This window comes from uncultured Parolsenella sp., assembly GCF_958346945.1.
In the GTDB taxonomy this organism is placed as follows: domain Bacteria; phylum Actinomycetota; class Coriobacteriia; order Coriobacteriales; family Atopobiaceae; genus Parolsenella.
The window spans coordinates 167,205-191,282 of record NZ_CATVTL010000002.1 but is presented as its reverse complement, the minus strand read 5'-3'; the positions used below and the strand labels follow the sequence as shown (position 1 = coordinate 191,282).

The following is a 24,078-nucleotide window of genomic DNA, read 5'->3' as shown; positions in this document are numbered from 1 at the left end:
CCGGGCGGCGCCTCGCTTGGGGTGCCGCCCGCTCGTATGGGAGGTTTTGCGCATGAGGTGTCCCCACTGTGGCCAGGAGCTGGGCGAGGGCCTGCTGCCCGCGCGTTGCCCCGCCTGCGGAAGCAGGCTCTCTGCCGGCGCCTCCCATGGCGCCGAGGCGGGTTCGCGCGCCTCGGCGGACCGCGCGGCCGCCTCGCGCAGGAGCGTCGAGGGCCTCTCTGGCAGGGGAGCGGGCCGTCGCGATCGCTCGCACACGGCCAAGCGCGTCGGTCGCGTGCTGCTCGGCTTCGTGCTCGTCGTCGCCTTCGCCGCGGCTGTCGTGTTCGTCGCCTGGCGCAGCGAGATCATTGGCGGGCGCACTGTCCCCGACGTGACGGGCTGGAACAGCGCCTCGGCCACGGCCAAGCTCGAGGAGAAGGGTTTTGCCGTGGGCACCAACGAGGTGTCGGACGCCTCGAGGCAGGCGGGCGTCGTGGTGGGCGAGAGCCCCACGGCTGGCCAGCGCGTCGACGCCGGCTCGACCGTCACGATCGATGTCGTGGTTGCCGAGGCGGGCGCCTAGGATGGGCCGCCGGGCATCATCACGGATGCTACACAGTTTGCATCTTGACGCTCTAGCAGGATGTTTACTACACTGGCTTGGATAGTAGGATTGACTGAGGGATGTGGGGTGGAGTTTTCGCCCCGCATCTCTTTGTCTGTAGGTAGGCCGTGTCGCTCGCGGCCACGGATTGAAGGGAGGCCCGATGGCACAGGAAGACAAGGCCGCCGCCATTCTCCAGGCCCTCGAGGTGGCCGGTGCCGCGCATGGCGTCGACGTCCTCGAGGTCGAGCTCGTTGGTGCCACGAAGGCGCCCACGGTGCGCGTCCGCCTCGACTGGATGGACGAGGCCAAGGGAACGATCTCGCTCGACGACGTTGCGGTCCAGACCGAGTGGGTCTCCGAGGTCATCGACGTCGTCGACCCGTTCCCCGGCTCCTTCACCCTCGAGGTGAGTTCCCCTGGCCTCGACCGCCCGCTGCGCCGCGAGCGCGACTTCGAGCGCTTCGCCGGCGAGCAGGTCGCCCTCACCACGAAGGCAGTCGAGGGCCGCAAGCGCTTCTCGGGCAAGCTCGTGGGCATGAGGGACGACCTCGTCGTGATCGACACCGACGACGGCGAGCAGACCTTCGCGCTCGACGAGATTCGCCGCTGCGCCATCAAGCCCACCTTCGCCAAGGGCGAGAAGAAGACGTTCGACAAGTCGGGCGGCAAGAAGGCCCAGGGCAAGTAGCAAGACATGATGGGCGCCGCGGGCGCCTTTGGATGACACGGCCAGGAAGGATTAGCACACATGGCATCTCAGATGATGGAAGCGCTCATGGCGCTCTGCCAGGAGAAGCACATCGACGAGCTCTATCTGCTCGACCGCCTCGAGCAGTCGCTCGCGGCCAGCTACGCGACGCTCATGCACCTCGATTGGGGCGCCAAGGTCACGATCGACCGCATGACCGGCAAGATTTACGTCTACAAGCTCGTCCCTAAGGACGACTCGATGGACGAGGAGGGCAACTACACGGAGTTCGACGAGATCGACGTGACGCCCAAGGACACGAGCCGCATCGCCGCTCAGCACGCCAAGGCCGAGATCAACGCCATCGTGCGCAACGCCGCCCGCGAACAGATCTACGAGGAGTTCTCGCAGCGCGTCGGCGACATCATCACCGGCACCGTGCTGCAGTCGACCCCCGACTTCACGATCGTCAAGATCCGCGAGGGCGTCGAGGCCGAGCTGCCCCACTTCGACCGCAAGCGCCACCCCGAGGAGCGCAACGAGCGCCCCGCCGGCGAGCGCTACTCGCACAACCAGCGCATCAAGGCCGTCATCATCGACGTGCGCGACCCTAACGCCCAGATCGCCCAGCCGGTCCGCGGCGAGCACTCCCGCCCCTCGATCGTCATCTCGCGCACGCACCCCGAGCTCATCCGTCGCCTCTTCGAGCTCGAGGTCCCCGAGATCTACGACGGCGTCGTCGAGATCCGCTCCATCGCCCGCGAGCCGGGCGTGCGCTCCAAGGTCGCCGTCTCCTCGCTCGATGACCGCCTCGACCCGGTGGGCGCCTGCGTCGGCCCCAAGGGCAGCCGCGTGCGCACCGTCGTGAGCGAGCTGCGCGGCGAGCGCGTCGACGTCGTGCTGTGGGACGACGACCCCTGCAAGTGCGTCGCCAACGCCCTCTCCCCGGCGCGCGTCAACCGCGTCATCACCCTCGAGGAGGGCTTCGTCACGGCCATCGTGCCCGACGACCAGCTCTCCCTGGCCATTGGCAAGGAGGGCCAGAACGCCCGTCTCGCCGCCCGCCTCACCGGCATGCACATCGACATCAAGAACGAGTCGCTTGCCGCCGGCGTCCTGTCCCAGATGCCCGCCCCCGTCGAGGAAGCCGAGGACCTTCTCGGTGACGAGGAGGAGGGCCACCGCTGCGAGTACGTGGGCCCCTCCGGCATCCAGTGCCGCAACATGGCCCGTCCGGGCTCTCGCTTCTGTGGCGTCCACGAGAAGCTCGACCTCGTCGACGGCGCCGAGGTCTCCGACGACCCCGACTCGCTCATCTAGGGCGTTCAGGCTAACCTCACACGTCCATTTCTGACACCTCGGGCATAAACCGCCCGGTACATGCCCGTAAGGAAGGTAGGCCACATGGCAAAGACCCGCGTACATGACCTTGCCAAGGAATTTGGCATGACGAGCAAGGAGATGCTCCAGCACCTCTCCGACATGATGATTCCGGCAAAGTCCGCATCGAGCGCCCTCGAGGACGCCTACGTCATGGTCGTCCGCAAGAAGATGGCGCCGATCCTCGAGGCCCGCGCCGCAGAGATCGAGGCCGCCAAGAAGGCCGAGGCCGAGGCCAAGGAGAAGGCCGAGGCCGAGGAGCGCGCCCGCGCCGAGGCCGAGCGCATCGAGGTCGAGAAGCGCCGCGAGGCCGAGCGCAAGAAGGCCGAGGCCGAGCGCGCCCGCGCCGAGGCGGCCCGCAAGAAGGCCGAGGCCGAGCGTGCCGAGGCCGAGCGCAAGCGCAAGGAAGAGGAGGAGCGCAACCGCGTCCGCGACAACGCCCCCAAGTCCGTGCCCTCGATGACGAGCCTGCTCGACCAGATTGCCCAGCAGGAGAAGATTCTCAAGGCTCAGCGCGAAGAGCAGGCCGCCAAGAAGGCCGAGGCCAACAACAACGGAGGCCGTAGCCGCCGCGGTGGCCGCCCGCAGCGCAGCGGTGCCTCCGGCGCCACCCGCTCCAACAACAACGTGGCCGACTCCACGCCCGTGAGCCCCGAGAAGGCCGCCAAGGCCTCGCGCGGCAAGCACAAGGGCCACCGCGAGGAGGAGGGCGACCGTTACAGCCGCATGGCCAAGGCCGCCGAGGAGTACAACCGCGAGCGCGTCCTCGAGGAGGCCCGCGCCAGCGTCGAGGAGGCCTCGCGCGAGTCCACCGGCCGCCGTAAGAAGCGCAAGGAGCGCCGCCAGAAGCAGGCCGCTCAGGCCGCCAAGGAGCAGGCGATCGAGGAGGCCATCGCCAACGACCAGAACGTCGCCGAGATTGGCATGGTGAAGGTCCCCACGGGCTCCACCGTCGCCGAGCTCGCCGAGCTGCTCAACGTCCCCGCCTCCGACATCGTCAAGCGCCTGTTCCTGTTGGGCAGCCCGCTCACGATGACCCAGTCGATGTCCGACGACCTCATCGAGCTCGTCGCCGACGACCTGGGCCGCGAGGTCAAGGTCATGACCAAGGAGGAGGAGAACTCCTTCACCTTCTACGATGACCCCAAGGACCTGCTGCCGCGCGCCCCGGTCGTCACCGTCATGGGCCACGTCGACCACGGCAAGACGTCGCTGCTCGACGCCATCCGCCACACCGGCGTCGCCGAGGGCGAGGCCGGCGGCATCACCCAGGCCATCGGCGCCTCCCAGGTCAAGATCAACGACCGCGTCATCACCTTCATCGACACCCCTGGTCACGAGACGTTCACCGCCATGCGTGCCCGTGGCGCCAAGGTCACCGACATCGTCATCCTGATCGTCGCCGCCGACGACGGCGTCATGCCCCAGACGGTCGAGTCGATCAACCACGCCAAGGCCGCCGGCGTGCCCATCATCGTGGCCGTCAACAAGATCGACAAGCCCGGCGCCAACCCCGACAAGGTGCGCCAGGAGCTCACCGAGTACGGCATCATCCCGGAGGAGTGGGGCGGACAGAACATGTTCGTCAACATCTCCGCCAAGAAGAAGATCGGCATCGACGAGCTTCTCGAGACCGTTCTGCTCCAGGCAGACGTCCTTGAGCTCAAGGCCAATCCCAACACGTTCGCCTCCGGCAACGTCCTCGAGGCCAAGCTCGACCGCGGCCGCGGCTCGGTCGCCACGGTCCTCGTGACCCGCGGCACCCTGCACGTCGGCGACGCCATCGTCGCCGGTATGTCCTACGGGCGCATCCGCGCCATGCTTGACCCCAAGGGCAACACCGTCAAGGAGGCCAGGCCCTCCGACCCGGTCGAGATCCTCGGCCTGCAGAGCGTCCCCGCCGCCGGCGATGAGTTCCGCGTGTTCACCGAGGAGCGCGAGGCCCGCGCCCTGGCCGAGCAGCGCGCGCTCAAGGCTCGCATCGAGGAGCAGAACCGCGTCAAGCACGTCACGCTCGAGACGCTCTTCTCCACGATGGAGGATGCCGAGGTCAAGGAGCTCAACCTCGTCATCAAGGCCGACGTCCAGGGCTCGATCGAGGCCCTTCAGGACTCGCTCGACAAGATGGACCAGTCCGAGGTGCGCATCAACACGATCCACTCCGCCGTGGGCGCCATCACCGAGACCGACGTCACCCTGGCCGACGCCTCCAACGCCATCATCATCGGTTTTGGCGTACGCCCCGACGCCAAGGCCCGCGTTGCCGCCGAGCACCAGGGCGTCGAGATCCGCACCTACAGCGTCATCTACAAGGCCATCGAGGAGATCGACGCCGCCCGCATCGGCATGCTCAAGCCCACCGAGGAGGAGCACCAGACCGGATCGGCCGAGGTCCGCGACACCTTCAAGGTGCCCAAGGCCGGCATCGCCGCCGGCTGCATGGTCTCCGAGGGCGAGATCAGCCGCGACGACAACGTCCGCCTCGTTCGCGACGGCATCGTCGTCTTCGACGGCAAGATTGCCTCGCTGCGCCGCTACAAGGACGACGTCAAGAGCGTCAAGGCCGGCTTCGAGTGCGGTATCAGCCTCGAGAACTACCAGGACATCAAGCCTGGCGACGTCATCGAGGGCTACAAGATCATCCAGGTTGCCCGCACCGAGTAGGTTTGGGCTCCCCCGCAGCTCGCGGGGCCTGTGACTAGCGACTACGCGTGGGGCGGCCCCTTGGGGTCGCCCCGCCCCACCTAGGCAGGAGCAGACATGAAGCAGAACGCAAATTCGCGCCGCTCCGGCGAGATCGCCCGCGAGAAGCTTGCGAGCATCCTTCTCTTTGAGGTCGCCGACCCCGATCTCGACCTCGTGACCCTCACGGGCTGCGAGGTCTCCGTCGACCGCTCGTTCGTGCGCGCCTACGTCACGTGCGAGCCCGAGCGCTACGAGTCGGTCATGGCCGCCCTCGAGCGCGCCAAGGGCCGCATTCGCTCGCTGCTTGGCCGCGCCCTCGGATGGCGCGTGACGCCCGAGCTCGCGTTCTCCATCGACACCTCGACCGACGAGGCCGAGCGCATCGCCCGCGCCCTCGAGCAGCGTCCGCCCACCATCGACGTGGAGAAGGACGAGTTTGGCTACCCCATCGCCAGCGAGGCCAGCGGGGACGAGCCTTCCGAGGACGAGTCGAGCGAGGCATAGGGGAGCGCATGGACTCTGGAGACGAGCAGCTATTTGCCGAGCAGCGCGAGAAGTTCGGGCGCATAGCGCGCCTCATCGACGAGGCGACCGAGATCGTCATCTGTGCGCACACCGACCCCGACGGCGACGCCCTCGGCAGCGGCCTTGCGCTCGAGCGGATCATCTCGCAGCACTGGGAGGGCAAGCACGTCACGAGCCTTTTGGCCGATGACGCCCCCGTGCCGCGCCTGTACCGCTTCCTCCCGGGGGCGGACTGCTTCGTGCGCGCGAGCGACTACGCCGGCACGCCCGACCTGTTCATCGTGGTCGACCTGTCGGTGGCTCCGCGCCTCAACCGCGCGCAGGCCGTGCTCGAGCGCAGCGCCCACGTGGCGATCATGGACCACCATCCCTGCACCGCGCCGTTTGGCGACGTGGCCCTCATCCGCCCCGACGCCGCGGCGGCTGGCGTGATCATCGCCGAGTTCGGCCTCTTCCTTGGCGCGCACATCACGCCCGAGATCGCGAACTGCCTGTTCTGCGCCATCGTCACCGACACGGGCCGCTTCCAGTACCAGAACGCCGACTCCGAAGCCTTCGAGTGCGCGAGCATGCTCGTCGACGCGGGCGCGAGTCCCTCGATGATCTCGCTCAACGTGTACCAGAGCTTCAGGCTCGCGTACCTGCACCTCGAGAGCGTGGTCATGGGCCGCATCGTGACGTTCGACCACGGTCGGATCGCCTACAGCTACGCCACGCGCAACGACCTCGAGCGCACGGGCGCGCGCCCCGACGAGTGCGACGGCCTCATCGACGTCGTGCGCAGCGTCGAGGGCTCCGAGGTGGCGCTCTTCCTCAAGGAGCTGCCCGACGGCCGCGTGCGCGGCAACCTGCGCTCCAAGGGCAAGCACGACATCTCCGGCGTCGCCCGCCTGCTGGGCGGCGGCGGCCACAAGGCTGCGGCCGGCTTCACCTCCGAGGATGGCATCGACGCCACGCTCGCGACGGTGCTGCCGCAGCTCCAGGCGGTGCTCCATGCCGCCGACGAGGGACGAGACGTCGTCCCCACCAACCCGCAAATGAAACTCGAGCTTGGCAAAGGGGTCTGATATGCGTCGTGGGACGAGTGGCATCAACGCGCTCATAGGTGTCGACAAGCCCCTTGGCATGACCTCGCATGATGTCGTGGCGCACGTCCGCCGCGCGCTGGGCGAGCGCCGCGTGGGTCACGCCGGCACGCTCGACCCCGATGCGTCGGGCGTGCTTGTCGTGGGCGTGGGCCAGGGCACGCGCCTCATGGGCCTGCTCACGGCCGAGCGCAAGAGCTACATGGGCCTCGTGGTCTTTGGCTCTGAGACCGACACCGACGACGCCGAGGGCTCCGTCACCCGCACGGCCGACGTTCCCGCCTGGGCCTTCGACGAGGCCGCCGCGCGCGAGCGGCTGGCGTCGCTCGTGGGCAGCTTCATGCAGGTTCCGCCCGCCTACTCGGCCATCTCGGTGAACGGCGTGCGCTCCTATGCGCGCGCCCGCGCCGGCGAGCAGGTCGAGCTCGAGGCGCGTCCCGTGACGATTCACGCCGCCGAGCTCGTTGCCATCCAGAACGTCGATGGCGCCTGCGCCTGGCTCTGTTCGTTCGACGTCTCCAAGGGCTGCTACATCCGCGCCATCGCGCGCGACCTGGGGCGTGCCTGCGGCACGGCCGCCCACCTGGGCGGACTCACGCGTACGAGCTCGGGGTCCATCTCGCTGGGCTCGTGCGTGAACCTCGAGAGGCTCGAGGCCGAAGGGGCTGCCCTGCTTGACTCCGCGTCGCTCGACCCCGCGGCCTGCCTGGGCCTTCCCGCCCGCATCCTCACGGCCGCCGAGCTTGCTGATGCAGCCTGCGGAAAGCGCCTGCCCGTTGGCGCCGTGTCCTCGCAGGTGGCCGAGGGAGGACTCGTCTCGCTCGTGAACGAGGGCAAGCTCTATGGCGTCTGGCGCCGCACCGGCCGTCAGCTCGTGAGCCAGACCAACTTCCCCGCGGGCATCATGGGAGTGCGCCCATGAGCGCCGAGCCACAGGCGGCAAGTCCGCTGGGCCCTGCCTGGGACCATGTCCTGAGCGCCCCCGAGCTCGCGAAGCGTCTGGTGGCGGGCCCCGCGCTCGACCAGGCGCTCCCGCATGCCCGCATCATCGGCACAGGCGAGCGCCTCTATGCCATGACCCCGCTGGGCGAGCGCATCGGCTCGGCCGACGTCTCCTGCGTCTGCTCCGTGGGCGCCTTCGATGGCGTGCACGCGGGGCACCGTGCGCTCGTGGCGTCGGCGGTGGACGAGGCCGCCGGGCGCGGGTGCGCCTCGGTCGCCGTGACCTTCTCGCCCGACCCCGCGGCGGTTCTGTCTGGCCCGATCGTCAACGAGTCGCTGCTCAGCGTGGCTGACCGCGTGCGCATGCTCGCCACGCTGGGGGTCGATGCCGTGCTCGTCGTGCCGTTCGACGAGCGCCTGGCCGCAACGCCCCACGACCGCTTCCTCGTCGACTGGCTCGTGCGCCCGCTTTGCGCGGTGTCGCTTCACGTTGGCGCGAATTTCCGCATGGGCGCGGGCGGCCGCGGAGACGTTCGTGCCCTGGCCGCCGTGGGCAAGCCCCTTGGCGTTGCCGTTCATGGCCACGAGCTCGTCTGCGAGGACGGGCGGGCGGTGAGCGCCACGCGCATCCGCGGCCTGCTCCACGAGGGCAAGGTCGAGGCGGCGGCCGTCCTGCTGCGCCGCTACCACCTCGTGCGCGGTCATGTCGAGCACGGCCGGGGCGAGGGCACCTCGTTTGGCTTTCCCACGGCCAACGTTCGCGTTGACGTCTCCGCCTGCCTGCCTGCCGAGGGCGTCTACGCCGCGCTCGTCTGCGACGGCTCCTCGGCCTGGCCCGCGGCCGTCAACGTGGGCGCGCCGCGTTCCTTCGGGGGCGAGCAGGGCGAGCCCTTCCTCGAGGCCACGCTCGTGGGATTTCAGGGAAACCTCTACGGCGCCGAGCTGTCGGTGTCGTTTGTGGCGTGGCTGCGCGCGCCGCACACGTTCGCGTCGCTCGACGAGCTTGAGCGCACGGTTCTGGGCAATGTCGCCTGGGTGAGGAGCTATCTGGGGGAGGGAGCGATCCTATGATCACGGACGAGGACAAGGAGCGGGTGCGCCAGGCGACCGACCTCGTTCAGCTCGTCTCCGAGACGGTCGTGCTGCGCCCGCGCGGCAACGACTTCTGGGGCTGCTGCCCCTTCCATCACGAGAAGAGCCCGTCGTTTCACGTGACCCCCTCCACGGGCCTGTGGCATTGCTTTGGCTGCAACTCGGGCGGGGACGTCTTCGACTACGTGATGCGCCGCGAGGGCCTCGACTTTCTCGACGCGGTGCGCTACCTTGCCGACCGCGCCCACATCGACATCGACGACGCCCCGCGCGGCGGCGCGCCCCGCGGCCCCAAGCGCACGCGCGTCATCGACGCGCTCGAGGCCGCCCAGTCGGCCTACGCGCTGCGCCTCATGCGCGGCAGGAGCGACGCGGCCGCCGAGGCCCGTCGCTACTTTGCGGGCCGCGGCTTCAACTCCGACATCTGCTCGCGCTGGCACCTCGGCTTTGCCGACCCCGGCGTGTCGCTCATGCGTGAGCTCACGGCCCAGGGCTTCTCGCGTGCCGAGCTCGAGGCGGCAGACCTCGTGTCGTCGCGCTCGGGACGCGCCCGCGACCAGTTCTACAACCGCGTTATGTTCCCCATCCACGACGAGCAGGGCCGCTGTATCGGCTTTGGCGGTCGCGTCATGGGTGACGCCAAGCCCAAGTACCTCAACACGCGCGAGACCAGCGTCTTCCACAAGTCAAAGCACATGTTCGCCTTCGACTACGCCAAGGAGAGCATCGCCGCGAAGGGCTACGCCATCGTGACCGAGGGCTACATGGACGTCATCTCGATGCACGAAGCGGGCTTCACCAACACGGTGGCCGCCCTTGGCACCGCGCTGTCGCTCGAGCACGTGCGCACCCTGTCGCGCTTCGCCAAGACCATCGTCTGCATGTTCGACGGCGATGCGGCCGGCCAGCATGCCGCGCAGGCCGCCGTACGCTTCACCGAGAGCACGAAGGCGGCGCTTACCTGCGTGGTGCTGCCCGACAACCAAGACCCCGACGAGTTCCTCAAGACCCATGGCCCCGAGGCCATGAGCGAGCAGCTGCGCGGCGCGCGGCCCCTCATCGACTTCGTGCTCGACAAGACGCTCGAGACGCGCGATCTGTCGAGCCCGGGCCTGCGCCTTGGGGCGCTCGACGAGGTGGCCAAGATCTTGGCCCCGCTCAAGGACTCCTACCTGCTCGACTCCTACGTCCAGCAGGTCGTAGCCCGCCTGGGCGTCGACGCCGAGGCCGCCAAGCGCAAGATTCGCGAGACGCCCGTCGAGGAGGTCGAGGACGCCTCGACTCGCTATGGAGCGCAGGCGCGCTACCAGGGCGGGCGTGGCCAGGGCAGGCAGGCGCGCCCGGCGTCGCCCGTCGAGGACGGTCCCAACTACGACGAGTTCGCCTACGACTACGTGTCGGAGGATTTCGGCTCGGACGTCGACCCTGCGGTTGGCGCCGCCCCCGTGAAGGCTGCGCCGGCGGGGCCCTCGACCTTTGGCGACGACGCCCTCTCGACCGAGGACCGCACGCAGCTGCGCGCCGAGCGCAACCTGCTCGCGCTGCTCGCCAAGAATCCCGACGCCTTCCGGCCCTATGCCGACCGCATCTCGACGTTTAGCTGGGCTGACGCTCGTCATGAGACGATCGCCTGGGCCATCCTCGGCACGCCCGAGGGCACCACGCCCGCAGACGCCGTGAACCTCGCGACCCGCGCCTGCCCTGACGCGCCCAGGATCTTGAGCGCGAGCGAGTTCGACGCGACGAGCGGCTGGGACGAGAGCAAGAACGTCGAGTTCGTGGTGGGGGAGGCCGAGATCCGCTCGCTTGACAGGCGCATCGCCCAGCTCACGAGTGGCCTCTCCTCGGCCGACCCCGAGGCTATGCGCGCGGCGCTGGTCGAGCTGGGGCAGCTCAGGGAGCGGCGCGCCCAGGTGCGCGCGGCACAGCCGCTCGAGTAGGGCGCGCGGCAAGGCGCCGCGGGTGGGCGAACGCTCGCTTGCGAAGACGCGCGGCCGCGCGGGCCCATCTCGCCCAAAGGGGGTCGAACGGTCGCGTGGACGCATGGATTTTTCTATGTTTAAATGACTTTTCCATGCTTACGCTGCATTGTTCAGGAGATACTAGAAATCATCTGTGCATCGTATGGACGTCGAGAGGAAGTCTGTGGCAACGACTAATAAGACCAAGAACGAACCGAAGCTTTCCTCCGAGCTTGAGGGGGCGCTCGGCCAGCTTGTTGAGACCGCCAAGGCCTCGGGCAGCGTCTCCGAGGACGACATCCAGGTTGCCCTGCGCGAGGTCGACGTCGATGACGACGAGCTCGAGGACCTCTATGGCGCCCTGCGCTCGCATGGCGTCGAGATCACAAGCGACGGCGACGATGTGCCCGTCGAGGACGACTCCGACGACGAAGACTCCAACGACCGCATGGGTTCGTTCGACGATAACGACGATGACTCGACCCCCGTCGAGAAGATTCCCACGATTCCCAGCGCGCCCAAGCGCAAGAAGGGCTCGAGCCTCAAGAGCCGTCGTCGCCAGGACGCGGCCACCGTCATGCTCACCGGCGACCCGGTTCGCATGTACCTCAAGGAGATTGGCAAGGTCGACCTTCTGAACGCCTCCGAGGAGGTCCACCTTGCGATGAAGATCGAGGCGGGCACCGAGGCCGCTGAGAAGCTCGAGGCCCACGAGCGTGGCGAGCTCGAGCTCTCCCGCGTCGAGCTGCGCCGCCTCACGCGCGTCGAGCAGATGGGCATGGAGGCCAAGCAGGCCCTCATCTCGGCCAACCTGCGCCTGGTCGTCTCCATCGCCAAGCGCTATGTGGGCCGCGGCATGCTGTTCCTCGACCTCATCCAGGAGGGCAATCTCGGCCTCATCCGCGCGGTCGAGAAGTTCGACTACACCAAGGGCTTCAAGTTCTCGACGTACGCCACCTGGTGGATCCGCCAGGCCATTACGCGCGCCATCGCCGACCAGGCCCGCACGATTCGCATCCCGGTCCACATGGTCGAGACAATCAACAAGCTCGTGCGTGTGCAGCGCCAGCTGCTGCAGGACCTTGGTCGCGACCCCACTCCCGAGGAGATTGGCGAGGAGATGGGCATGAGCGCCGAGAAGGTCCGCGAGATCCAGAAGATCAGCCAGGAGCCCGTGTCGCTCGAGACGCCGATTGGCGAGGAGGAGGACTCCCAGCTGGGCGACTTCATCGAGGACGCCCAGGCCGTGGCGCCTCCCGAGGCCGCGAGCGACTCGATGCTGCGCGAGCAGCTCGACCAGGTGCTCGATGGCCTGGCAGACCGTGAGCGCAAGGTCATCAAGCTTCGCTTTGGCCTTGAGGACGGTCACCCCCGCACCCTCGAGGAGGTTGGTCGCGAGTTTGGCGTCACGCGCGAGCGCATTCGCCAGATCGAGTCCAAGACGCTCATCAAGCTGCGTCACCCGAGCCGCTCGAGCAAGCTCAAGGACTACATGGAGGAATAGTCCTCTCAGTGCTTGACCTTTACGCCCCGCCCGATACCAGCGAGCCGCTGCTATCGGGCGGGGCTTTCGCATGTCTTAGCCGGCGTGCCGCTCGTCCCTCTCGCGCCATCTTGGGTATGAACGGTATAGTTGAAGCTACTCGATTCGTATCAGACGCACGCAAGCCGTGCACTACGCTGTCCGCCCCTCACGCCAAGACGTGCGGAGCCGCTTTGGAGGTTGCCATGAGGCACAACCGTTTCGTTTCCGTACTCGTCGTGGCGCTGTGCTGCGTGCTTGCCCTGGGCCTCACGGCCTGCGGCGGCTCCGACTTCTCCGACGACGACTCAAACGCCATCGGTAGCGACATCTCCAGCCGCCTCGACGAGCTCAAGGCCGACTCGGGCGACTCGGTCGACCTCGTGAAGGACACGGTCAACACCTATGTGGGCAGCCAGCTCGAGGAGATGGGCGTCTCGGCCGATGACCTCGTCGACGCCTACCTGCAGAGCTTCGACTACGAGATATCTGACATCTCCGGCTCGGGCGGCAGCGCCACCTGCAAGATCAAGCTCACCTGCCGCTCGGTCACGGGCATCATCGCGGACTTCCAGGCCAAGTCCAAGGGCATGACCCCCACCGAGGCCGGCGCCGTGCTGCTCCAGTGCGTCAAGGATGCCCCCGCCACCCAGCAGGAGGCCGATGCCTACTGTCAGAAGGGCTCGGATGGCTCCTGGGAGTGCCTGGAAGGCCTCAAGCAGGCGCTCGTGAAGCTCTGCTTCTAGCGTCGCTAGGTGTAGGGGTTCACATGTTCAACATCGTCCTGCTCGAGCCCGAGATTCCCGCCAACACGGGAAATATCGGTCGCACCTGCGTGGTCACGGGCTCGCGCCTGCACCTCGTAGGGCCGCTTGGCTTCTCGCTCAACGACGACCACCTGAGGCGCGCCGGCCTTGGCTACTGGCACAGCCTCGACGTTGCCACCTACGCAAGCTGGGACGACTTCCTCGAGCGCTGCGGCCTTGTCGAGGGCGACGCCCGCCTGCACCTGCTCACCAAGAAGGCGCGGCGTACCTATGCCGAGTCGACCTATCGCGACGGTGACTTCCTCGTCTTTGGCAAGGAGTCGACGGGCATTGACGAGGGGCTGCTCGTCCGCATGCCCCAGCGTTGCGAGCGCATTCCCATGCTGCCAGACGCCGCCTCCATCACGGATGCCGGTGAGTGGGCCGCCCGCAGCGGCAAGGCGCGCGACCACGTGGCGCTCGCCCAGGACGTCTGCGGCAACTTCGTCGACCCCGATGACTACCGCATCAGCGCCCTCAACCTCTCGAACGCGGCGGCGATCGTTCTCTACGAGGCCCTGCGTCAGACCGGCTTCGAGGGAATGTAGCAGCTCATCGATTTAATGTCCTGCCAACGTGGTACTACTGTGGCCAAGCCCCATTCCGAGGCTTGGCCACTTCTTTTGGGGAGGACACCATGATCAGGTTCAGGCTCTCGTTCCTACGTGCTGACCAGGGCATCAACGAGCTCGTCGTGAATGAATTCGAGCTCACACGTGCGCTCAACAGCTATGTGGATGAGCACGGCCCCGCTCGCCTCATCGAGGTCAAGGAGTCGGCTACCGAGAACTACCACGTCGAGGCGGGTCCCTATGGGGCGGAGATGGACGCCGTTGCGGGCACGCGCCGCTGGCGCCGTATGGAAGGCTCAGACAGCGCCTGGGTCGAGGTCTCGGCCGAGGGCGACCCCAAGCCTGGCGACTGGAACCTCATGATCATCGAACCGCCGCACCCCAGGAGCCTCTACGAGCAGACAAGAATGGACCGCGACCTTGCCGACGCCAAGCTTAGGGTGCGCAAGAAGGAGGCTGGCTACGAGGACGAGCGGCCCCATGGCTTGCAGGCCCCGTCCGAGAGCAAGCCGCGCACCATCAACGGCCGCATGGAGCTCGTCAACCCCGACGGCACGTTTCCCAACGTCCTGCTCGAGCGCTTTGGCGAGGAGGAGCTGCGCCGTGCGGTGGAGGAGGAGCGCAGGCCCCCGGAGCCTCCCCGTCGCAAGGGCGGCTTCTCGCGCTACTTTGGCATCAGCATCAAGCTCAAGTAGGCGGCCGCACGCTTGTCAAAAACGTGCGCTTGCCCGGCAACGGCGTTCTTGGCGCCGCCCTATCCCTCGAGAATCGCGATGGCGCGGGCGTGGGTCGAGAGGTAAAAGAAAACCCCGCCGCAAGCGACGGGGTCATCATATTCTGGCTCCTCGGATAGGACTCGAACCTATAACAACTCGGTTAACAGCCGAGGGCTCTACCATTGAGCTACCGAGGAATCGGTACGCCTTGAAGTGCCGTGCACCCGAAGCGCGATAGCTAGTATACCTAAGGCTCGCGGCTGTGCAAGCGAAAATTTGGACATTTTTTCGAAGATGGCGGGATCTATTGTGCCCGGACGCGTCTGACTTCCTATCCCCGCAGCTCAGGGCTATCATGACAGACTGTTTTGGAATACCGACCGCCTTCGATGCGCCTGATTATGGCGTCCAGGGAGTCCCATGCTCGTCTACCTCGCCACGGGAGCCGTCGCCATCGCGCTGGTGGCCGCCGCCCAATATGCCTGCAACGGGCGACCCCGCGCGGCACGCTTGCTGTGGGTCGCCGCGTTCGCGGTCCTTCTCGCACCTGCGGCCCTGCGCTACGACATCGGCGTCGACTACAGCGCCACGATGTTCACCTCCGGCTACCTCGGCTACTGGCAGCTTTACCACCTCTATGCTGGCCAGCCGCCTGCGCCTGGCATGGATCCGGGCTTCTATCTGCTCATACGCGTGCTCAACCTCTTCACAGACAACCCGCAGTGGATGTTTGCGATCATGTCCGCGGCCACGTATGCGCTCGTGCTGAGGGCGTGCCGTCGCCTGTCCCCATCCCCCGTGTTCTCGGTGACGTTGTTCCTCGTGGCGGGCTTCTACTTCGAGTCCTATAACATCGCCCGGCAGTGGTTTGCCATCGCCTGCGTGATAAACGCCCTCGAGTGGGTGGGGGACGAGAGGCTCGTGGGCTCAGGGGGCGTGGCGGGGGAGAGCGGCTCCCGCCGTAGCTTCGTTCGCTATGCCGCCTGGGTGGTACTGGGCGCCACGATGCACGTGAGCTGTCTGTTGTGGCTTGCCGTCTGGCCCCTGACGAGGCTGCGTCTCACGCCCAGACGGGCCTGCGCCTGCCTCGCGGGCTTTCTCGTCCTTGCCTTTGCGGGCGTATTCGTGGTGCAGACCTTTTTTGGTCAGACGCGCTTCGGCCTCTACTTCGACCCCTCGAGCCCGGTCTATGCCGGCGCCAACCTGCGCGTGAACGCTGTTGTGACCGCCGGATTCACCTGGCTCTTTGCGCTCGTTGCACCTCGGCTCGGTTGCCGTGAGGACGAGAGGGGCGAGTGCGCCGCTGCGCCGCAGTCCGCCCTCTACTCGACGCTTGTGCTCTGCGCCACGCTGACGCTTGCCATCGACCTCTCCGAGGCGGCCCTGCCCGCGATCGTCGACCGCGTGGCCCGCTACTTTGCGCCCATGCTCATCCTGCTCATGCCCCGCGTGCTTGCGCGCGTCGATGACGTTCGCCTCCGTCGCATCTTCACCGCTCTGATCATCGTCGCGTGGCTGGCGGCCACCTACGTTCAGGTGGTTCGTGGCGGTCAGTATGGCGTTGTGCCGTATCAGTCGGTATTTGGTGAGCTTTCCCGCGCGGGGATGCTCTCGTAGAGGGCCACTGGTATCATTCGAGAGTCAGTGCCGTCTTGTGGGCGAGCTTCGCAGGCCGGCACCTCAGCGCCTGCGCGGCGCAGAACTAACCGCCCGTCAAGGAGACCCCATTGTCCCAAGACCAGATCTCGCAGGCGACCAGCGTCCCGGCCGCCGTTCCCGCGTCGCAGGCGTTCGCCAAGAGCGACCGCGCCAAGCAGAACTTCATCCTTCGCCAGCTCGTGGGCAAGGACTTCAAGCGCAAGTACCGCCGCAGCGTTCTCGGCGTCGTGTGGAGCGTGCTCAACCCGCTGCTCATGATGATCGTCATGTCGCTCGTCTTCTCGTTCTTCCTGCGCTATGACTCCATCGAGCACTACCCGCTCTACCTCATCCTCGGCAACGTCACCTGGCAGATCTTCGCCGACTCCACCAACCAGGGCGTCACCTCGATCCTCGACGCGGCGCCGCTGCTTAAGAAGGTCCGCATCAACAAGACGGTGTTTCCCGTCGAGCGCGTGCTCTTCTCGCTCGTAAACTTCGCCTTCTCGCTCATCGCGGTCGTGCTCGTCATGCTGTGGGAAGGTGTCATGCCCACCTGGACCGTCGTCCTGCTGCCGGTCCTGCTCGTGCTGCTCATGGGCTTCTGCATCGGCATGAGCCTGCTGCTTTCGGCCCTCGCCGTCTTCTTCCGCGACGTCATCCACCTGTGGGGTGTCGTCATCCTCGCGTGGAGCTACGTCACGCCGATCTTCTGGCCCGTCAGCATGATCGCCCAGGTGCCCTACGCCTTCATGCGCGTCATCATGCTGGCTAACCCCATGTACAACTACGTGACGTTCATGCGCATGATCTTGCTGAACGGCCAGCCGCCCGAGCTCATCACGGTTGCCATGTGCGCGTTCTGGGCCGTCGTCATGATCGCGATCGGCTACGCCGTCTTCCGCAAGCTTCAGCGCAAGTTCATCCTCTACATCTAGTCCACGCCGAAAGGTTGGTTTCTTAGCATGGCTGATAAGACCATCAACAACTCCAGCGAGGACTACGCCATCGAGGTCAACGACGTGTCGATGATCTTCAACATGGCGAGCGAGCGCCTCGACAACCTCAAGGAGTATTTCATCAAGCTGGCCAAGCGCGAGCTGTTCTTCGAGGAGTTCCGCGCGCTCGACCACGTGAGCTTCAAGGTGCGCCGTGGCGAGGTGCTGGGCCTGGTGGGCACCAACGGATCGGGCAAGTCCACGATGCTTAAGATCATCGCCGGCGTGCTCGAGCCGAGCGAGGGCTCGGTCCACGTCCATGGCAACATCGCGCCGCTCATCGAGCTGGGCGCCGGCTTCGACATTGAGCTCACGGCGCGCGAGAACATCTACCTCAACGGCGCCCTGCTGGGCTACACCAAGGAGTTCATCGACACCCACATCGACGAGATCGTGGAGTTCGCCGAGCTCAAAGACTTCATGGACATGCCGCTCAAGAACTACTCCAGCGGTATGGTGGCGCGCATCGCCTTCGCCATCGCCACGGTCGTCGAGCCCGACGTCCTCATCGTCGACGAGACGTTGTCGGTGGGCGACGTCTTCTTCCAGGAGAAGTGCGAGCGCCGCATCCGCGACTTCATCGAGAGCGGCAACGTCACCGTCCTGTTCGTGAGCCACTCGCTCGAGCAGGTCGAGCGCCTGTGCACGCGCTGCGTGTGGATCGAGAAGGGCCACCAGCGCATGATCGGTGACACCGACGAGGTCTGCCAGGCCTATCGAAAGCAGTTCAACTAATGGCGGCCGAGCAGGTCGCCGTGACCCCGGGCGCCGGCTCCATGCTTGGCCCCAAGGCCGAGCAGGGCGTGGCCGAGCAGGGCGTCGCAAAGAAGAGCGTCGCCGCCGTCGTCGTGACCTACAACCGCAAGGACCTGCTTCTCGAGTGCCTCGACTGCCTCTCCAGGCAGGACCTTGCTGGTCTCGCCGCGGGCTATGAGCTGCAGGTCATCGTGGTCGACAACGCGAGCACCGACGGTACCGAGCAGGCCCTGGCGCCGCTCGTCGAGCAGGGGAGCATCGCCTACTACAACACCGGCGAGAACCTTGGCGGCGCGGGCGGCTTCAACTTTGGCATGCGCGTCGCGGTCGAGCGCGGCCACGACTACGTCTGGGTCATGGATGACGACTGCATGACCCACCCCGACACCCTGCGTGAGCTGCTGCTTGCCGGCGAGGGTCTGAAGGGGGAGTACGGCTACCTCACGAGCGTGTGCCTCTGGACCGACGGCACGCCCTGCTCGATGAACCGCCAGCGCCACCCGCTGCACACCACGATCGAGGATTTCTCGCCCGAGCTGCAGCCCTGCACGCTCGCGTCGTTCGTGTCGCTGTTCGTCCCGGCCGACGTCATCGCCGAGCTGGGGCTCCCCATCAAAGATTTCTTCATCTGGACCGACGATTGGGAGTTCACGCGCCGCGTCTCGCGCAGGTATCCCTGCTACGTGGTGGGCACGAGCATCGTCACGCACAAGTGCAAGACCAACGGTGCGGGCAACATTGCGCTCGACTCGGGCGAGCGCATCGCGCGTTTTCGCCTGGCCTACCGCAATGACATCGTGCTCTACCGTGGCGAGGGCGCCGCGGGCTATGCGTACGTGGCCGCCCGCGACCTCAACCACCTCGCGCGCATCCTGCTCGAGGCCAAGGGCCGCAAGCTCGAGCGCGCCCGGGCCGTCGTGGGCGGCACCCTCGAGGGCCTGCGCTTCCATCCCCAGATCGAGTACGTCAAGCGTCCCGAGAAGTAGCCGAGGCTTGGCTCTTCGGGCAATTGTCCCGATGCGCAACTACTTGGACCCAATTCGCACAAACATGAAGAGAGGGCTGGCTTCCCCCGTGGGAAGCCGGCCCTTTGCATTTGCGTACCAGCAGCTGCGTCATGGTCTCACGTATGACAAGGGGCTGGCTTCCCCAGGCGGAAAGCCAGCCCCCGATACCAGGTCTTCGTGGCAACAGCCCGCTACTTCATGCCAAGGTGGCTTCGCCAGTAGGCCTCGCCCGTCATCGTGGGGAAGGCGTCCCTGTAGGCCTGCGCGACGCGCTCGTGCTCGAGCTGCCAGCGCTTCTTGAGAGATCGCTCGCGTGCTATGATGCGGCGGTTGCGCTCGCGGTCCATCTCACGGACGGCGGCTTTCTCGCCCGTGGCATCGAGCACGACAATCGTGCGGGCCGCGCGGGTGTCGATGTCATAGTCCACGTCGGTGAGACGCTGCATGTGGCCGGGGGTCTTGCGCAGCAGTACGTCGGGAAGCAGGTGCTTGTCGCCCGGGATGGACTTCACGAGCTTGCCGGCAAGGCCCAGCCTGCGGTGCTGGGTGGGCTCGACCTCATTCAGGCGCGCGGCGGCGACGAGCTCGGGGTCGAGCTCGCTCACGGGCACGAACTTGTCGTTGAGCTGGCCGTTCTTGCGCATGAGGGCGCTGCCGTCTGCCTCCATGAGCCACTCGGGGCCTCGCAGGTAGTCCTCAACGCCCTGCAGCAGCAGCTCGGCCGCGCCGTACTCGAGGTCGCGGCGGCGCAGCATGACGTTGCGCCAGACGCGCGTCATGAACAGCTCGGTGTTGACGAAGCCATCGCAGGCGGCCATGACGAGGAAGTTGCGCACGTACTGATAGCAGTCGACCGAGGCACGCGGGCGCCCCTCGAAGCTCTCGTGCCACACGCAGATGCCGTTCATCGTCATGTAGGTGGGCTTCGAGCGCAGGCCGTACTCGACGTCGTCGCAGCGCACGAAGACCGGCAGGGGCAGACCCTTCTCGCGGATGTTGGCCACCGGGATGCACGAGAACCACCAGGCGCCGTAGGCGTTGTCAACCTCGACATTCAGGCGCTCGTTCTCGACCACCTGGTCGAGGCGGTCGACGTAGAGGTCAGGCTTGACCTTGCGGTAGACGCCGCTGCGAAGCACGTGGCTCACGTCCTCGAACAGGCGGCAGGGCTGCTCGACGGAGAGCATTGCGCCGTTCACGAAGGCATCCTTGTAGGCGTCGCTGGCGAGCGCCAGCAGGTTGTAGGTGCGCTTGATGCTCTCGGGGAAGACGTGCACGTCGTCGTCCATGAGGACCACGTGGGTGAAGCCCTCGCCCGAGTCGAGCGCGGCGAGCATACCGCGGGCAAAGCCGCCGGCGCCGCCCACGTTCTCGTTGCCGATGACCGTCACGAGGTCGTCGGAGAGGGCGTCGGCGTCGAGCGTGCGGCCGTTGTCGACCACGAACATGTGGAAGTGGCCAAAGATGGGGTCTGCCTCGCTCGCCATGCTCGAGCGCATGAGTTCGATGTTGGGGACGATGTAGTGCTCCTTCTTGAAGGTGGTAGTGGAGAGCGCGAGCTCAATGGGGCGCACGCGCCCCTCGTCCACCTGGGCCGCCCAGTGGCCGCCGTGCAGCAGGGTCCTGCCGCAGGGGAGCAGCTCGAAGGCCACGAGGTCCATGCCCGCGGTGTCGACCGTGGCACTCACGGCCGACACCTCGCCCTCGTTGGGCTCGACGGTGATGCGCGACAGCTCGACGGTGTTCTGGGCCTCGGCCTTGGCGCCCTGGGGCATGCCCTTGACGATGACTTCGCAGGCGTCGCCCGAAAGCGCGAGGTGCAGGACGACCTCGCCGATGCTGCAGTAGGTGCGCCACTTGGCGGCGGAGCACGCGTTGAGGAAAGTCATGAAGTCGGTGGGCTCGCTCACCTCGAGGGCGCCCGCCTCGTCGAAGGCGAGGGGCTTCGCGGCAAACGCGTAGAGCTCGTCGTGGCCCGCGAGATGCTCGGCGGGCCTCAGAAGGATGTTCGCTAGCTTGTGCTCGATCATGTCCGTAACTCCTGTGCGTCGTGCGTAGGCCGAATGGAGCCACAATTCGTGGCGTTGAATGCGTTCCTGAGTAGTATAGTGGTCAAGACCTTTAAGACGGTGCGGGACACCGGCAAGGATTTGGAGCGTGAGCGCTCCCCACATGAACCACCTATGCAGACGTCCCGGGCCGTATTAGGTACAGGCGTCTTTTTTTGTGTGAAGGGAGCCACATGGAACAGATTGCACCCAAGGCGACCATCATGGACGGCGCGGCGATGGCACGAGCCCTCACCCGCATCGCCCACGAGGTCATCGAGCGCAACAAGGGGGCGGAGAACCTTGCGATCGTCGGCATCGTGCGCCGTGGCGCAAACATTGCCAACGAGATTGCCGACGAGATCGAGAAGATCGAGGGCATCCGCCCGCCCGTGGGCAAGCTCGACATCAGCTTCTATCGTGACGACGTGACGCGTCGCGTCGCCCCCGTCATCCACAAGACCGAGATCAACTTCGACGTCGACGGCAAGGACATCATCCTGGTCGACGACGTGCTGTTCAGCGGCCGCACGGTCCGCTCGGCCCTTGACGCGCTCATGGACTTTGGCCGCCCCGCGACCATCCAGCTCGCCGTCATGGTCGACCGCGGCCACCGCGAGCTGCCCATCAGCGCCGACTACGTGGGCAAGAACGTCCCCAGCTCCCACGAGGAGGACGTCCGCGTTTTCGTCGAGTCCCTCGACGGTCGCGACGCGGTCGAGATCTGGGACATCGAGGCCGAGAAGCAGGCCATCGCTAACAAGGAGGTCAGAGACTAGATGCTCTCCGTACGCAACCTCATCAACACGACGGACCTTACGGCCGACGACATCACGCAGATCCTCGACACCGCCCGCTCCATGGAGGAGATCAACCACCGCACGATCAAGAAGGTGCCGGCCCTGCGCGGTCGCACGATTGTGAACCTCTTCCTCGAGCCCTCGACCCGCACCCGTTCCTCGTTCGAGATCGCCGAGAAGCGCCTGTCGGCCGACTCGCTCAACGTCGCCGGCTCGAGCTCCTCGGTCTCCAAGGGCGAGTGCCTCGAGGACACCATCAAGACGCTCGACTCCTATGGCATCGACATGTTCGTCTGCCGCGCCCGCAACGCCGGTACCGCCGAGCGCATCACCCAGTACACCGACGCCCGCGTCATCAACGCCGGCGACGGCAAGCACGCCCACCCCACGCAGGCCCTGCTCGACCTCTACACGATGCGCGAGCACTTCGGCAAGCTCGACGGCCTCAAGGTCGCCATCGTGGGCGACCTGCTGCACAGCCGCGTCGTGGGCTCGCTCGCGCCCGCGCTGCGCACCATGGGCGCCAAGGTCACCCTGGTGGGCCCGCCCACGTTCCAGCTCCCCGAGCCCGAGGTCTTCGGCGCCGAGGAGACCTATGACTTCGACTCCGTCATCGAGGATGCCGACGTCGTCTACATGCTGCGCGTCCAGCTCGAGCGCATGGAGGGCGCCACGATTCCCTCCAAGCGCGAGTACAACCGCCTCTGGGGCCTCAACGCCGAGCGTCACGCCCGCATGAAGGAGGGCGCGCTCGTCATGCACCCGGGCCCGATGAACCGGGGCATGGAGATCGACTCGATCCCCGCCGACGCCGAGAACTCGTTCGTGACCCGCCAGGTCGCCGCGGGCCTCTACACCCGCATGGCCGAAATGTACCTGCTGCTTGGAGGAGAAGAGAATGCTGCTGATTAAGGGCGCCCACGTCGTTGACCCCCAGGTTGGTCTCGACGGTGTCTATGACGTGCTGGTCGAGGGCGAGCGCATCGCCAGGGTTGGCGAGCAGATCCGCACCCCCGAGGGCGCCGAGGTCATCGACGCCGCCGGCAAGTACCTCGTTCCCGGCCTGACCGACATCCACGTCCACTTCCGTGACCCGGGCTACGAGTACAAGGAGACCATCGAGACCGGCTCCGCCGCCGCTGCCACCGGTGGCTTCACCGACGTCGCCACGATGCCCAACACCGACCCCGTCGTCGACTCGGGCGAGGGCATCCGCTACCAGATCGCCAAGGGCGACGCCGCCGGCCTCGTCCACGTCCGTCCCATCGGCGCCTGCACGCGCGGCGAGAAGGGCGAGGCGCTCGCCGAGATCGGTGACATGGTCGCCGAGGGCGCCTGCATGTTCTCCGACGACGGCCGCGGCGTCCAGAGCGCCGGCATGCTGCGCACCGTGATGGACTACGTGCGCCAGTTCGACCGCGCCGTCGCTTGCCACTGCGAGGTCCGATCGCTCACCGAGCACGGCATGGTCAACGAGGGCCGCGCCAGCACGCGCCTGGGCCTGGCCGGCTGGCCCGCCGCCGGCGAGGAGATCGAGATCGCCCGCGACATCGAGCTGTGCCGCCTCACGGGTTGCGCGCTGCACATCTGCCACATCTCGACCGCCCACGGCATGGAGCTCGTTCGCTCCGCCAAGGCCGAGGGCCTTCCCGTCACCGCCGAGGTCTGCCCGCACCACCTCTTCCTCGACGAGTCCGCGCTCGACGACACCTACGACACCAACCTCAAGATGAACCCGCCCTTGCGCCGCGCCACCGACGCCGCGGCCCTTCGCGAGGGCATCGTCGACGGCACGATCGACTGCGTCGTCACCGATCACGCCCCGCACGCCCTCCACGAGAAGGAGTGCGAGTTCGAGATCGCCCCGTTCGGCGTCGTGGGCCTCGAGACGAGCCTGCCGCTGATGCTCACGAACCTCGTGGCCACCGGCAAGATGAGCTGGCAGCGCCTCGTCGAGGTCATGTGCGTGAACCCGCGCAAGGTCGCGCGCCTCGCCCCCGTGCGCGTCGAGGCCGGCTCCGTGGCCGACCTCACGCTCATCGATCCCGACGCTAGCTTCGAGGTCACGCCCGAGACGTTCGCTGGCAAGCAGCACAACTCGGCCTTCATGGGCGCCAAGCTCAAGGGCCGCGCGGCCGACACGGTCGTTGCCGGCAAGCACGTCCTTCGCGACGGCAAGCTCGCCTAAGTTCTTCGTCTTGTCCGGTGCCCGCTGGCCCTCGCGGCCCGCGGGCACCTTTGGCCACCGCCAGCCCGCCAGGACCCGCGGTG

21 protein-coding genes and 1 tRNA gene are annotated in these 24,078 nt (G+C 66.8%); 20 read left to right on the top strand and 2 right to left on the bottom strand.

Features of this window, described 5'->3' with window-relative positions; genetic code table 11:
- The first annotated feature begins 52 nt into the window (after nucleotides 1-52).
- From Q3866_RS02585 to Q3866_RS02525, 13 genes are all read left to right on the top strand, one after another.
- Nucleotides 53-562: a PASTA domain-containing protein gene (locus Q3866_RS02585; RefSeq protein ID WP_293825396.1), complete on the top strand. Its 510-nt coding sequence runs from the start codon at nucleotides 53-55 to the stop codon at nucleotides 560-562.
- 184 nt (nucleotides 563-746) lie between these two features.
- Nucleotides 747-1,274, top strand: coding sequence for a ribosome maturation factor RimP (gene rimP / locus Q3866_RS02580; protein WP_301829349.1), 528 nt, complete (start codon nucleotides 747-749; stop codon nucleotides 1,272-1,274).
- A 60-nt stretch (nucleotides 1,275-1,334) separates the two neighbouring features.
- Nucleotides 1,335-2,594, top strand: coding sequence for a transcription termination factor NusA (gene nusA, locus Q3866_RS02575; RefSeq protein WP_301829346.1), 1,260 nt, complete (start codon nucleotides 1,335-1,337; stop codon nucleotides 2,592-2,594).
- Between the two features lie 84 nt (nucleotides 2,595-2,678).
- Nucleotides 2,679-5,318 carry a translation initiation factor IF-2 gene (infB, locus tag Q3866_RS02570; protein WP_301829344.1) on the top strand — a complete coding sequence of 880 codons (2,640 nt, stop codon included), beginning with the start codon at nucleotides 2,679-2,681 and terminating at the stop codon, nucleotides 5,316-5,318.
- 96 nt (nucleotides 5,319-5,414) lie between these two features.
- The gene (gene rbfA, locus Q3866_RS02565) at nucleotides 5,415-5,843 is read left to right on the top strand and encodes a 30S ribosome-binding factor RbfA (protein ID WP_293825406.1); all 429 of its coding nucleotides are present in this window, start codon (nucleotides 5,415-5,417) and stop codon (nucleotides 5,841-5,843) included.
- A gap of 8 nt (nucleotides 5,844-5,851) precedes the next feature.
- On the top strand, nucleotides 5,852-6,931 hold the full coding sequence (locus Q3866_RS02560) for a bifunctional oligoribonuclease/PAP phosphatase NrnA (protein WP_301829341.1): 1,080 nt from the start codon (nucleotides 5,852-5,854) through the stop codon (nucleotides 6,929-6,931).
- A 1-nt stretch (nucleotide 6,932) separates the two neighbouring features.
- Nucleotides 6,933-7,871, top strand: coding sequence for a tRNA pseudouridine(55) synthase TruB (gene truB, locus Q3866_RS02555; protein ID WP_301829340.1), 939 nt, complete (start codon nucleotides 6,933-6,935; stop codon nucleotides 7,869-7,871).
- Nucleotides 7,868-8,962 carry a riboflavin kinase gene (locus Q3866_RS02550; protein ID WP_301829338.1) on the top strand — a complete coding sequence of 365 codons (1,095 nt, stop codon included), beginning with the start codon at nucleotides 7,868-7,870 and terminating at the stop codon, nucleotides 8,960-8,962. The genes truB and Q3866_RS02550 overlap by 4 nt, the downstream gene beginning before the upstream one ends.
- A complete protein-coding gene (gene dnaG, locus Q3866_RS02545) occupies nucleotides 8,959-10,923 on the top strand; it encodes a DNA primase (RefSeq protein WP_301829336.1) in 1,965 nt (654 codons plus the stop codon). Before Q3866_RS02550 ends, dnaG begins: the two co-directional genes overlap by 4 nt.
- Nucleotides 10,924-11,128: 205 nt before the next feature.
- Entirely contained in the window at nucleotides 11,129-12,448 is a 1,320-nt protein-coding gene (gene rpoD, locus Q3866_RS02540) for an RNA polymerase sigma factor RpoD (protein ID WP_301829335.1), read from the top strand.
- Nucleotides 12,449-12,672: 224 nt separating this feature from the next.
- Nucleotides 12,673-13,212: a hypothetical protein gene (locus Q3866_RS02535; RefSeq protein WP_293672860.1), complete on the top strand. Its 540-nt coding sequence runs from the start codon at nucleotides 12,673-12,675 to the stop codon at nucleotides 13,210-13,212.
- A gap of 23 nt (nucleotides 13,213-13,235) precedes the next feature.
- Nucleotides 13,236-13,820: a tRNA (cytidine(34)-2'-O)-methyltransferase gene (locus tag Q3866_RS02530; RefSeq protein WP_301829333.1), complete on the top strand. Its 585-nt coding sequence runs from the start codon at nucleotides 13,236-13,238 to the stop codon at nucleotides 13,818-13,820.
- Between the two features lie 89 nt (nucleotides 13,821-13,909).
- Complete coding sequence (locus Q3866_RS02525) at nucleotides 13,910-14,539, top strand: hypothetical protein (RefSeq protein WP_301829331.1); 630 nt, start codon at nucleotides 13,910-13,912, stop codon at nucleotides 14,537-14,539.
- 143 nt (nucleotides 14,540-14,682) lie between these two features.
- On the opposite strand, the gene Q3866_RS02520 is transcribed toward Q3866_RS02525, so the two are convergent.
- Nucleotides 14,683-14,757, bottom strand: a tRNA-Asn gene (locus Q3866_RS02520).
- A gap of 223 nt (nucleotides 14,758-14,980) precedes the next feature.
- Between Q3866_RS02520 and Q3866_RS02515 the strand changes: the two genes are divergently transcribed.
- The 4 genes from Q3866_RS02515 to Q3866_RS02500 all read left to right on the top strand — a co-directional run bounded on the left by Q3866_RS02515 (nucleotide 14,981) and on the right by Q3866_RS02500 (nucleotide 18,938).
- Entirely contained in the window at nucleotides 14,981-16,177 is a 1,197-nt protein-coding gene (locus Q3866_RS02515; RefSeq protein ID WP_301829330.1) for an EpsG family protein, read from the top strand.
- A 110-nt stretch (nucleotides 16,178-16,287) separates the two neighbouring features.
- Entirely contained in the window at nucleotides 16,288-17,136 is an 849-nt protein-coding gene (locus Q3866_RS02510; protein WP_301829329.1) for an ABC transporter permease, read from the top strand.
- A 27-nt stretch (nucleotides 17,137-17,163) separates the two neighbouring features.
- Nucleotides 17,164-17,931, top strand: a complete 768-nt coding sequence (locus Q3866_RS02505; RefSeq protein WP_293672865.1) for an ABC transporter ATP-binding protein — start codon at nucleotides 17,164-17,166, stop codon at nucleotides 17,929-17,931.
- Nucleotides 17,931-18,938, top strand: a complete 1,008-nt coding sequence (locus Q3866_RS02500) for a glycosyltransferase (protein ID WP_301829328.1) — start codon at nucleotides 17,931-17,933, stop codon at nucleotides 18,936-18,938. Before Q3866_RS02505 ends, Q3866_RS02500 begins: the two co-directional genes overlap by 1 nt.
- Nucleotides 18,939-19,150: 212 nt before the next feature.
- Here the strand turns inward: Q3866_RS02500 and Q3866_RS02495 are convergent, their stop codons facing one another.
- The gene (locus Q3866_RS02495; protein WP_301829326.1) at nucleotides 19,151-20,989 is read right to left on the bottom strand and encodes a glycosyltransferase; all 1,839 of its coding nucleotides are present in this window, start codon (nucleotides 20,987-20,989) and stop codon (nucleotides 19,151-19,153) included.
- A 212-nt stretch (nucleotides 20,990-21,201) separates the two neighbouring features.
- Here Q3866_RS02495 and pyrR point away from each other — a divergent pair, with 212 nt between their 5' ends.
- From pyrR to Q3866_RS02480, 3 genes are read left to right on the top strand one after another with little or no spacing between them, the layout of a single operon-like run.
- Nucleotides 21,202-21,786 (top strand): bifunctional pyr operon transcriptional regulator/uracil phosphoribosyltransferase PyrR, encoded by a 585-nt coding sequence (gene pyrR, locus Q3866_RS02490; RefSeq protein ID WP_293672868.1) that lies wholly within the window; start codon nucleotides 21,202-21,204, stop codon nucleotides 21,784-21,786.
- Nucleotides 21,787-22,719 (top strand): aspartate carbamoyltransferase catalytic subunit, encoded by a 933-nt coding sequence (locus Q3866_RS02485; RefSeq protein ID WP_293825436.1) that lies wholly within the window; start codon nucleotides 21,787-21,789, stop codon nucleotides 22,717-22,719.
- On the top strand, nucleotides 22,706-23,995 hold the full coding sequence (locus Q3866_RS02480; protein ID WP_301829323.1) for a dihydroorotase: 1,290 nt from the start codon (nucleotides 22,706-22,708) through the stop codon (nucleotides 23,993-23,995). Before Q3866_RS02485 ends, Q3866_RS02480 begins: the two co-directional genes overlap by 14 nt.
- Nucleotides 23,996-24,078: the final 83 nt, after the last annotated feature.

Excerpts from the sequence above, each read along its gene's own strand:
- rimP (WP_301829349.1), top strand. The coding sequence starts at position 747 with ATGGCACAGGAAGACAAGGCCGCCGCCATTCTCCAGGCCCTCGAGGTG.
- Q3866_RS02515 (WP_301829330.1), top strand. The coding sequence starts at position 14,981 with ATGCTCGTCTACCTCGCCACGGGAGCCGTCGCCATCGCGCTGGTGGCC.
- Q3866_RS02495 (WP_301829326.1), bottom strand. The coding sequence starts at position 20,989 with ATGATCGAGCACAAGCTAGCGAACATCCTTCTGAGGCCCGCCGAGCAT.
- nusA (WP_301829346.1), top strand. The coding sequence starts at position 1,335 with ATGGCATCTCAGATGATGGAAGCGCTCATGGCGCTCTGCCAGGAGAAG.
- Q3866_RS02550 (WP_301829338.1), top strand. The coding sequence starts at position 7,868 with ATGAGCGCCGAGCCACAGGCGGCAAGTCCGCTGGGCCCTGCCTGGGAC.
- dnaG (WP_301829336.1), top strand. The coding sequence starts at position 8,959 with ATGATCACGGACGAGGACAAGGAGCGGGTGCGCCAGGCGACCGACCTC.
- truB (WP_301829340.1), top strand. The coding sequence starts at position 6,933 with ATGCGTCGTGGGACGAGTGGCATCAACGCGCTCATAGGTGTCGACAAG.
- Q3866_RS02560 (WP_301829341.1), top strand. The coding sequence starts at position 5,852 with ATGGACTCTGGAGACGAGCAGCTATTTGCCGAGCAGCGCGAGAAGTTC.
- Q3866_RS02480 (WP_301829323.1), top strand. The coding sequence starts at position 22,706 with ATGCTGCTGATTAAGGGCGCCCACGTCGTTGACCCCCAGGTTGGTCTC.
- Q3866_RS02585 (WP_293825396.1), top strand. The coding sequence starts at position 53 with ATGAGGTGTCCCCACTGTGGCCAGGAGCTGGGCGAGGGCCTGCTGCCC.
- Q3866_RS02485 (WP_293825436.1), top strand. The coding sequence starts at position 21,787 with ATGCTCTCCGTACGCAACCTCATCAACACGACGGACCTTACGGCCGAC.
- infB (WP_301829344.1), top strand. The coding sequence starts at position 2,679 with ATGGCAAAGACCCGCGTACATGACCTTGCCAAGGAATTTGGCATGACG.
- Q3866_RS02525 (WP_301829331.1), top strand. The coding sequence starts at position 13,910 with ATGATCAGGTTCAGGCTCTCGTTCCTACGTGCTGACCAGGGCATCAAC.
- pyrR (WP_293672868.1), top strand. The coding sequence starts at position 21,202 with ATGGAACAGATTGCACCCAAGGCGACCATCATGGACGGCGCGGCGATG.
- Q3866_RS02530 (WP_301829333.1), top strand. The coding sequence starts at position 13,236 with ATGTTCAACATCGTCCTGCTCGAGCCCGAGATTCCCGCCAACACGGGA.
- Q3866_RS02500 (WP_301829328.1), top strand. The coding sequence starts at position 17,931 with ATGGCGGCCGAGCAGGTCGCCGTGACCCCGGGCGCCGGCTCCATGCTT.
- Q3866_RS02535 (WP_293672860.1), top strand. The coding sequence starts at position 12,673 with ATGAGGCACAACCGTTTCGTTTCCGTACTCGTCGTGGCGCTGTGCTGC.
- rbfA (WP_293825406.1), top strand. The coding sequence starts at position 5,415 with ATGAAGCAGAACGCAAATTCGCGCCGCTCCGGCGAGATCGCCCGCGAG.
- Q3866_RS02505 (WP_293672865.1), top strand. The coding sequence starts at position 17,164 with ATGGCTGATAAGACCATCAACAACTCCAGCGAGGACTACGCCATCGAG.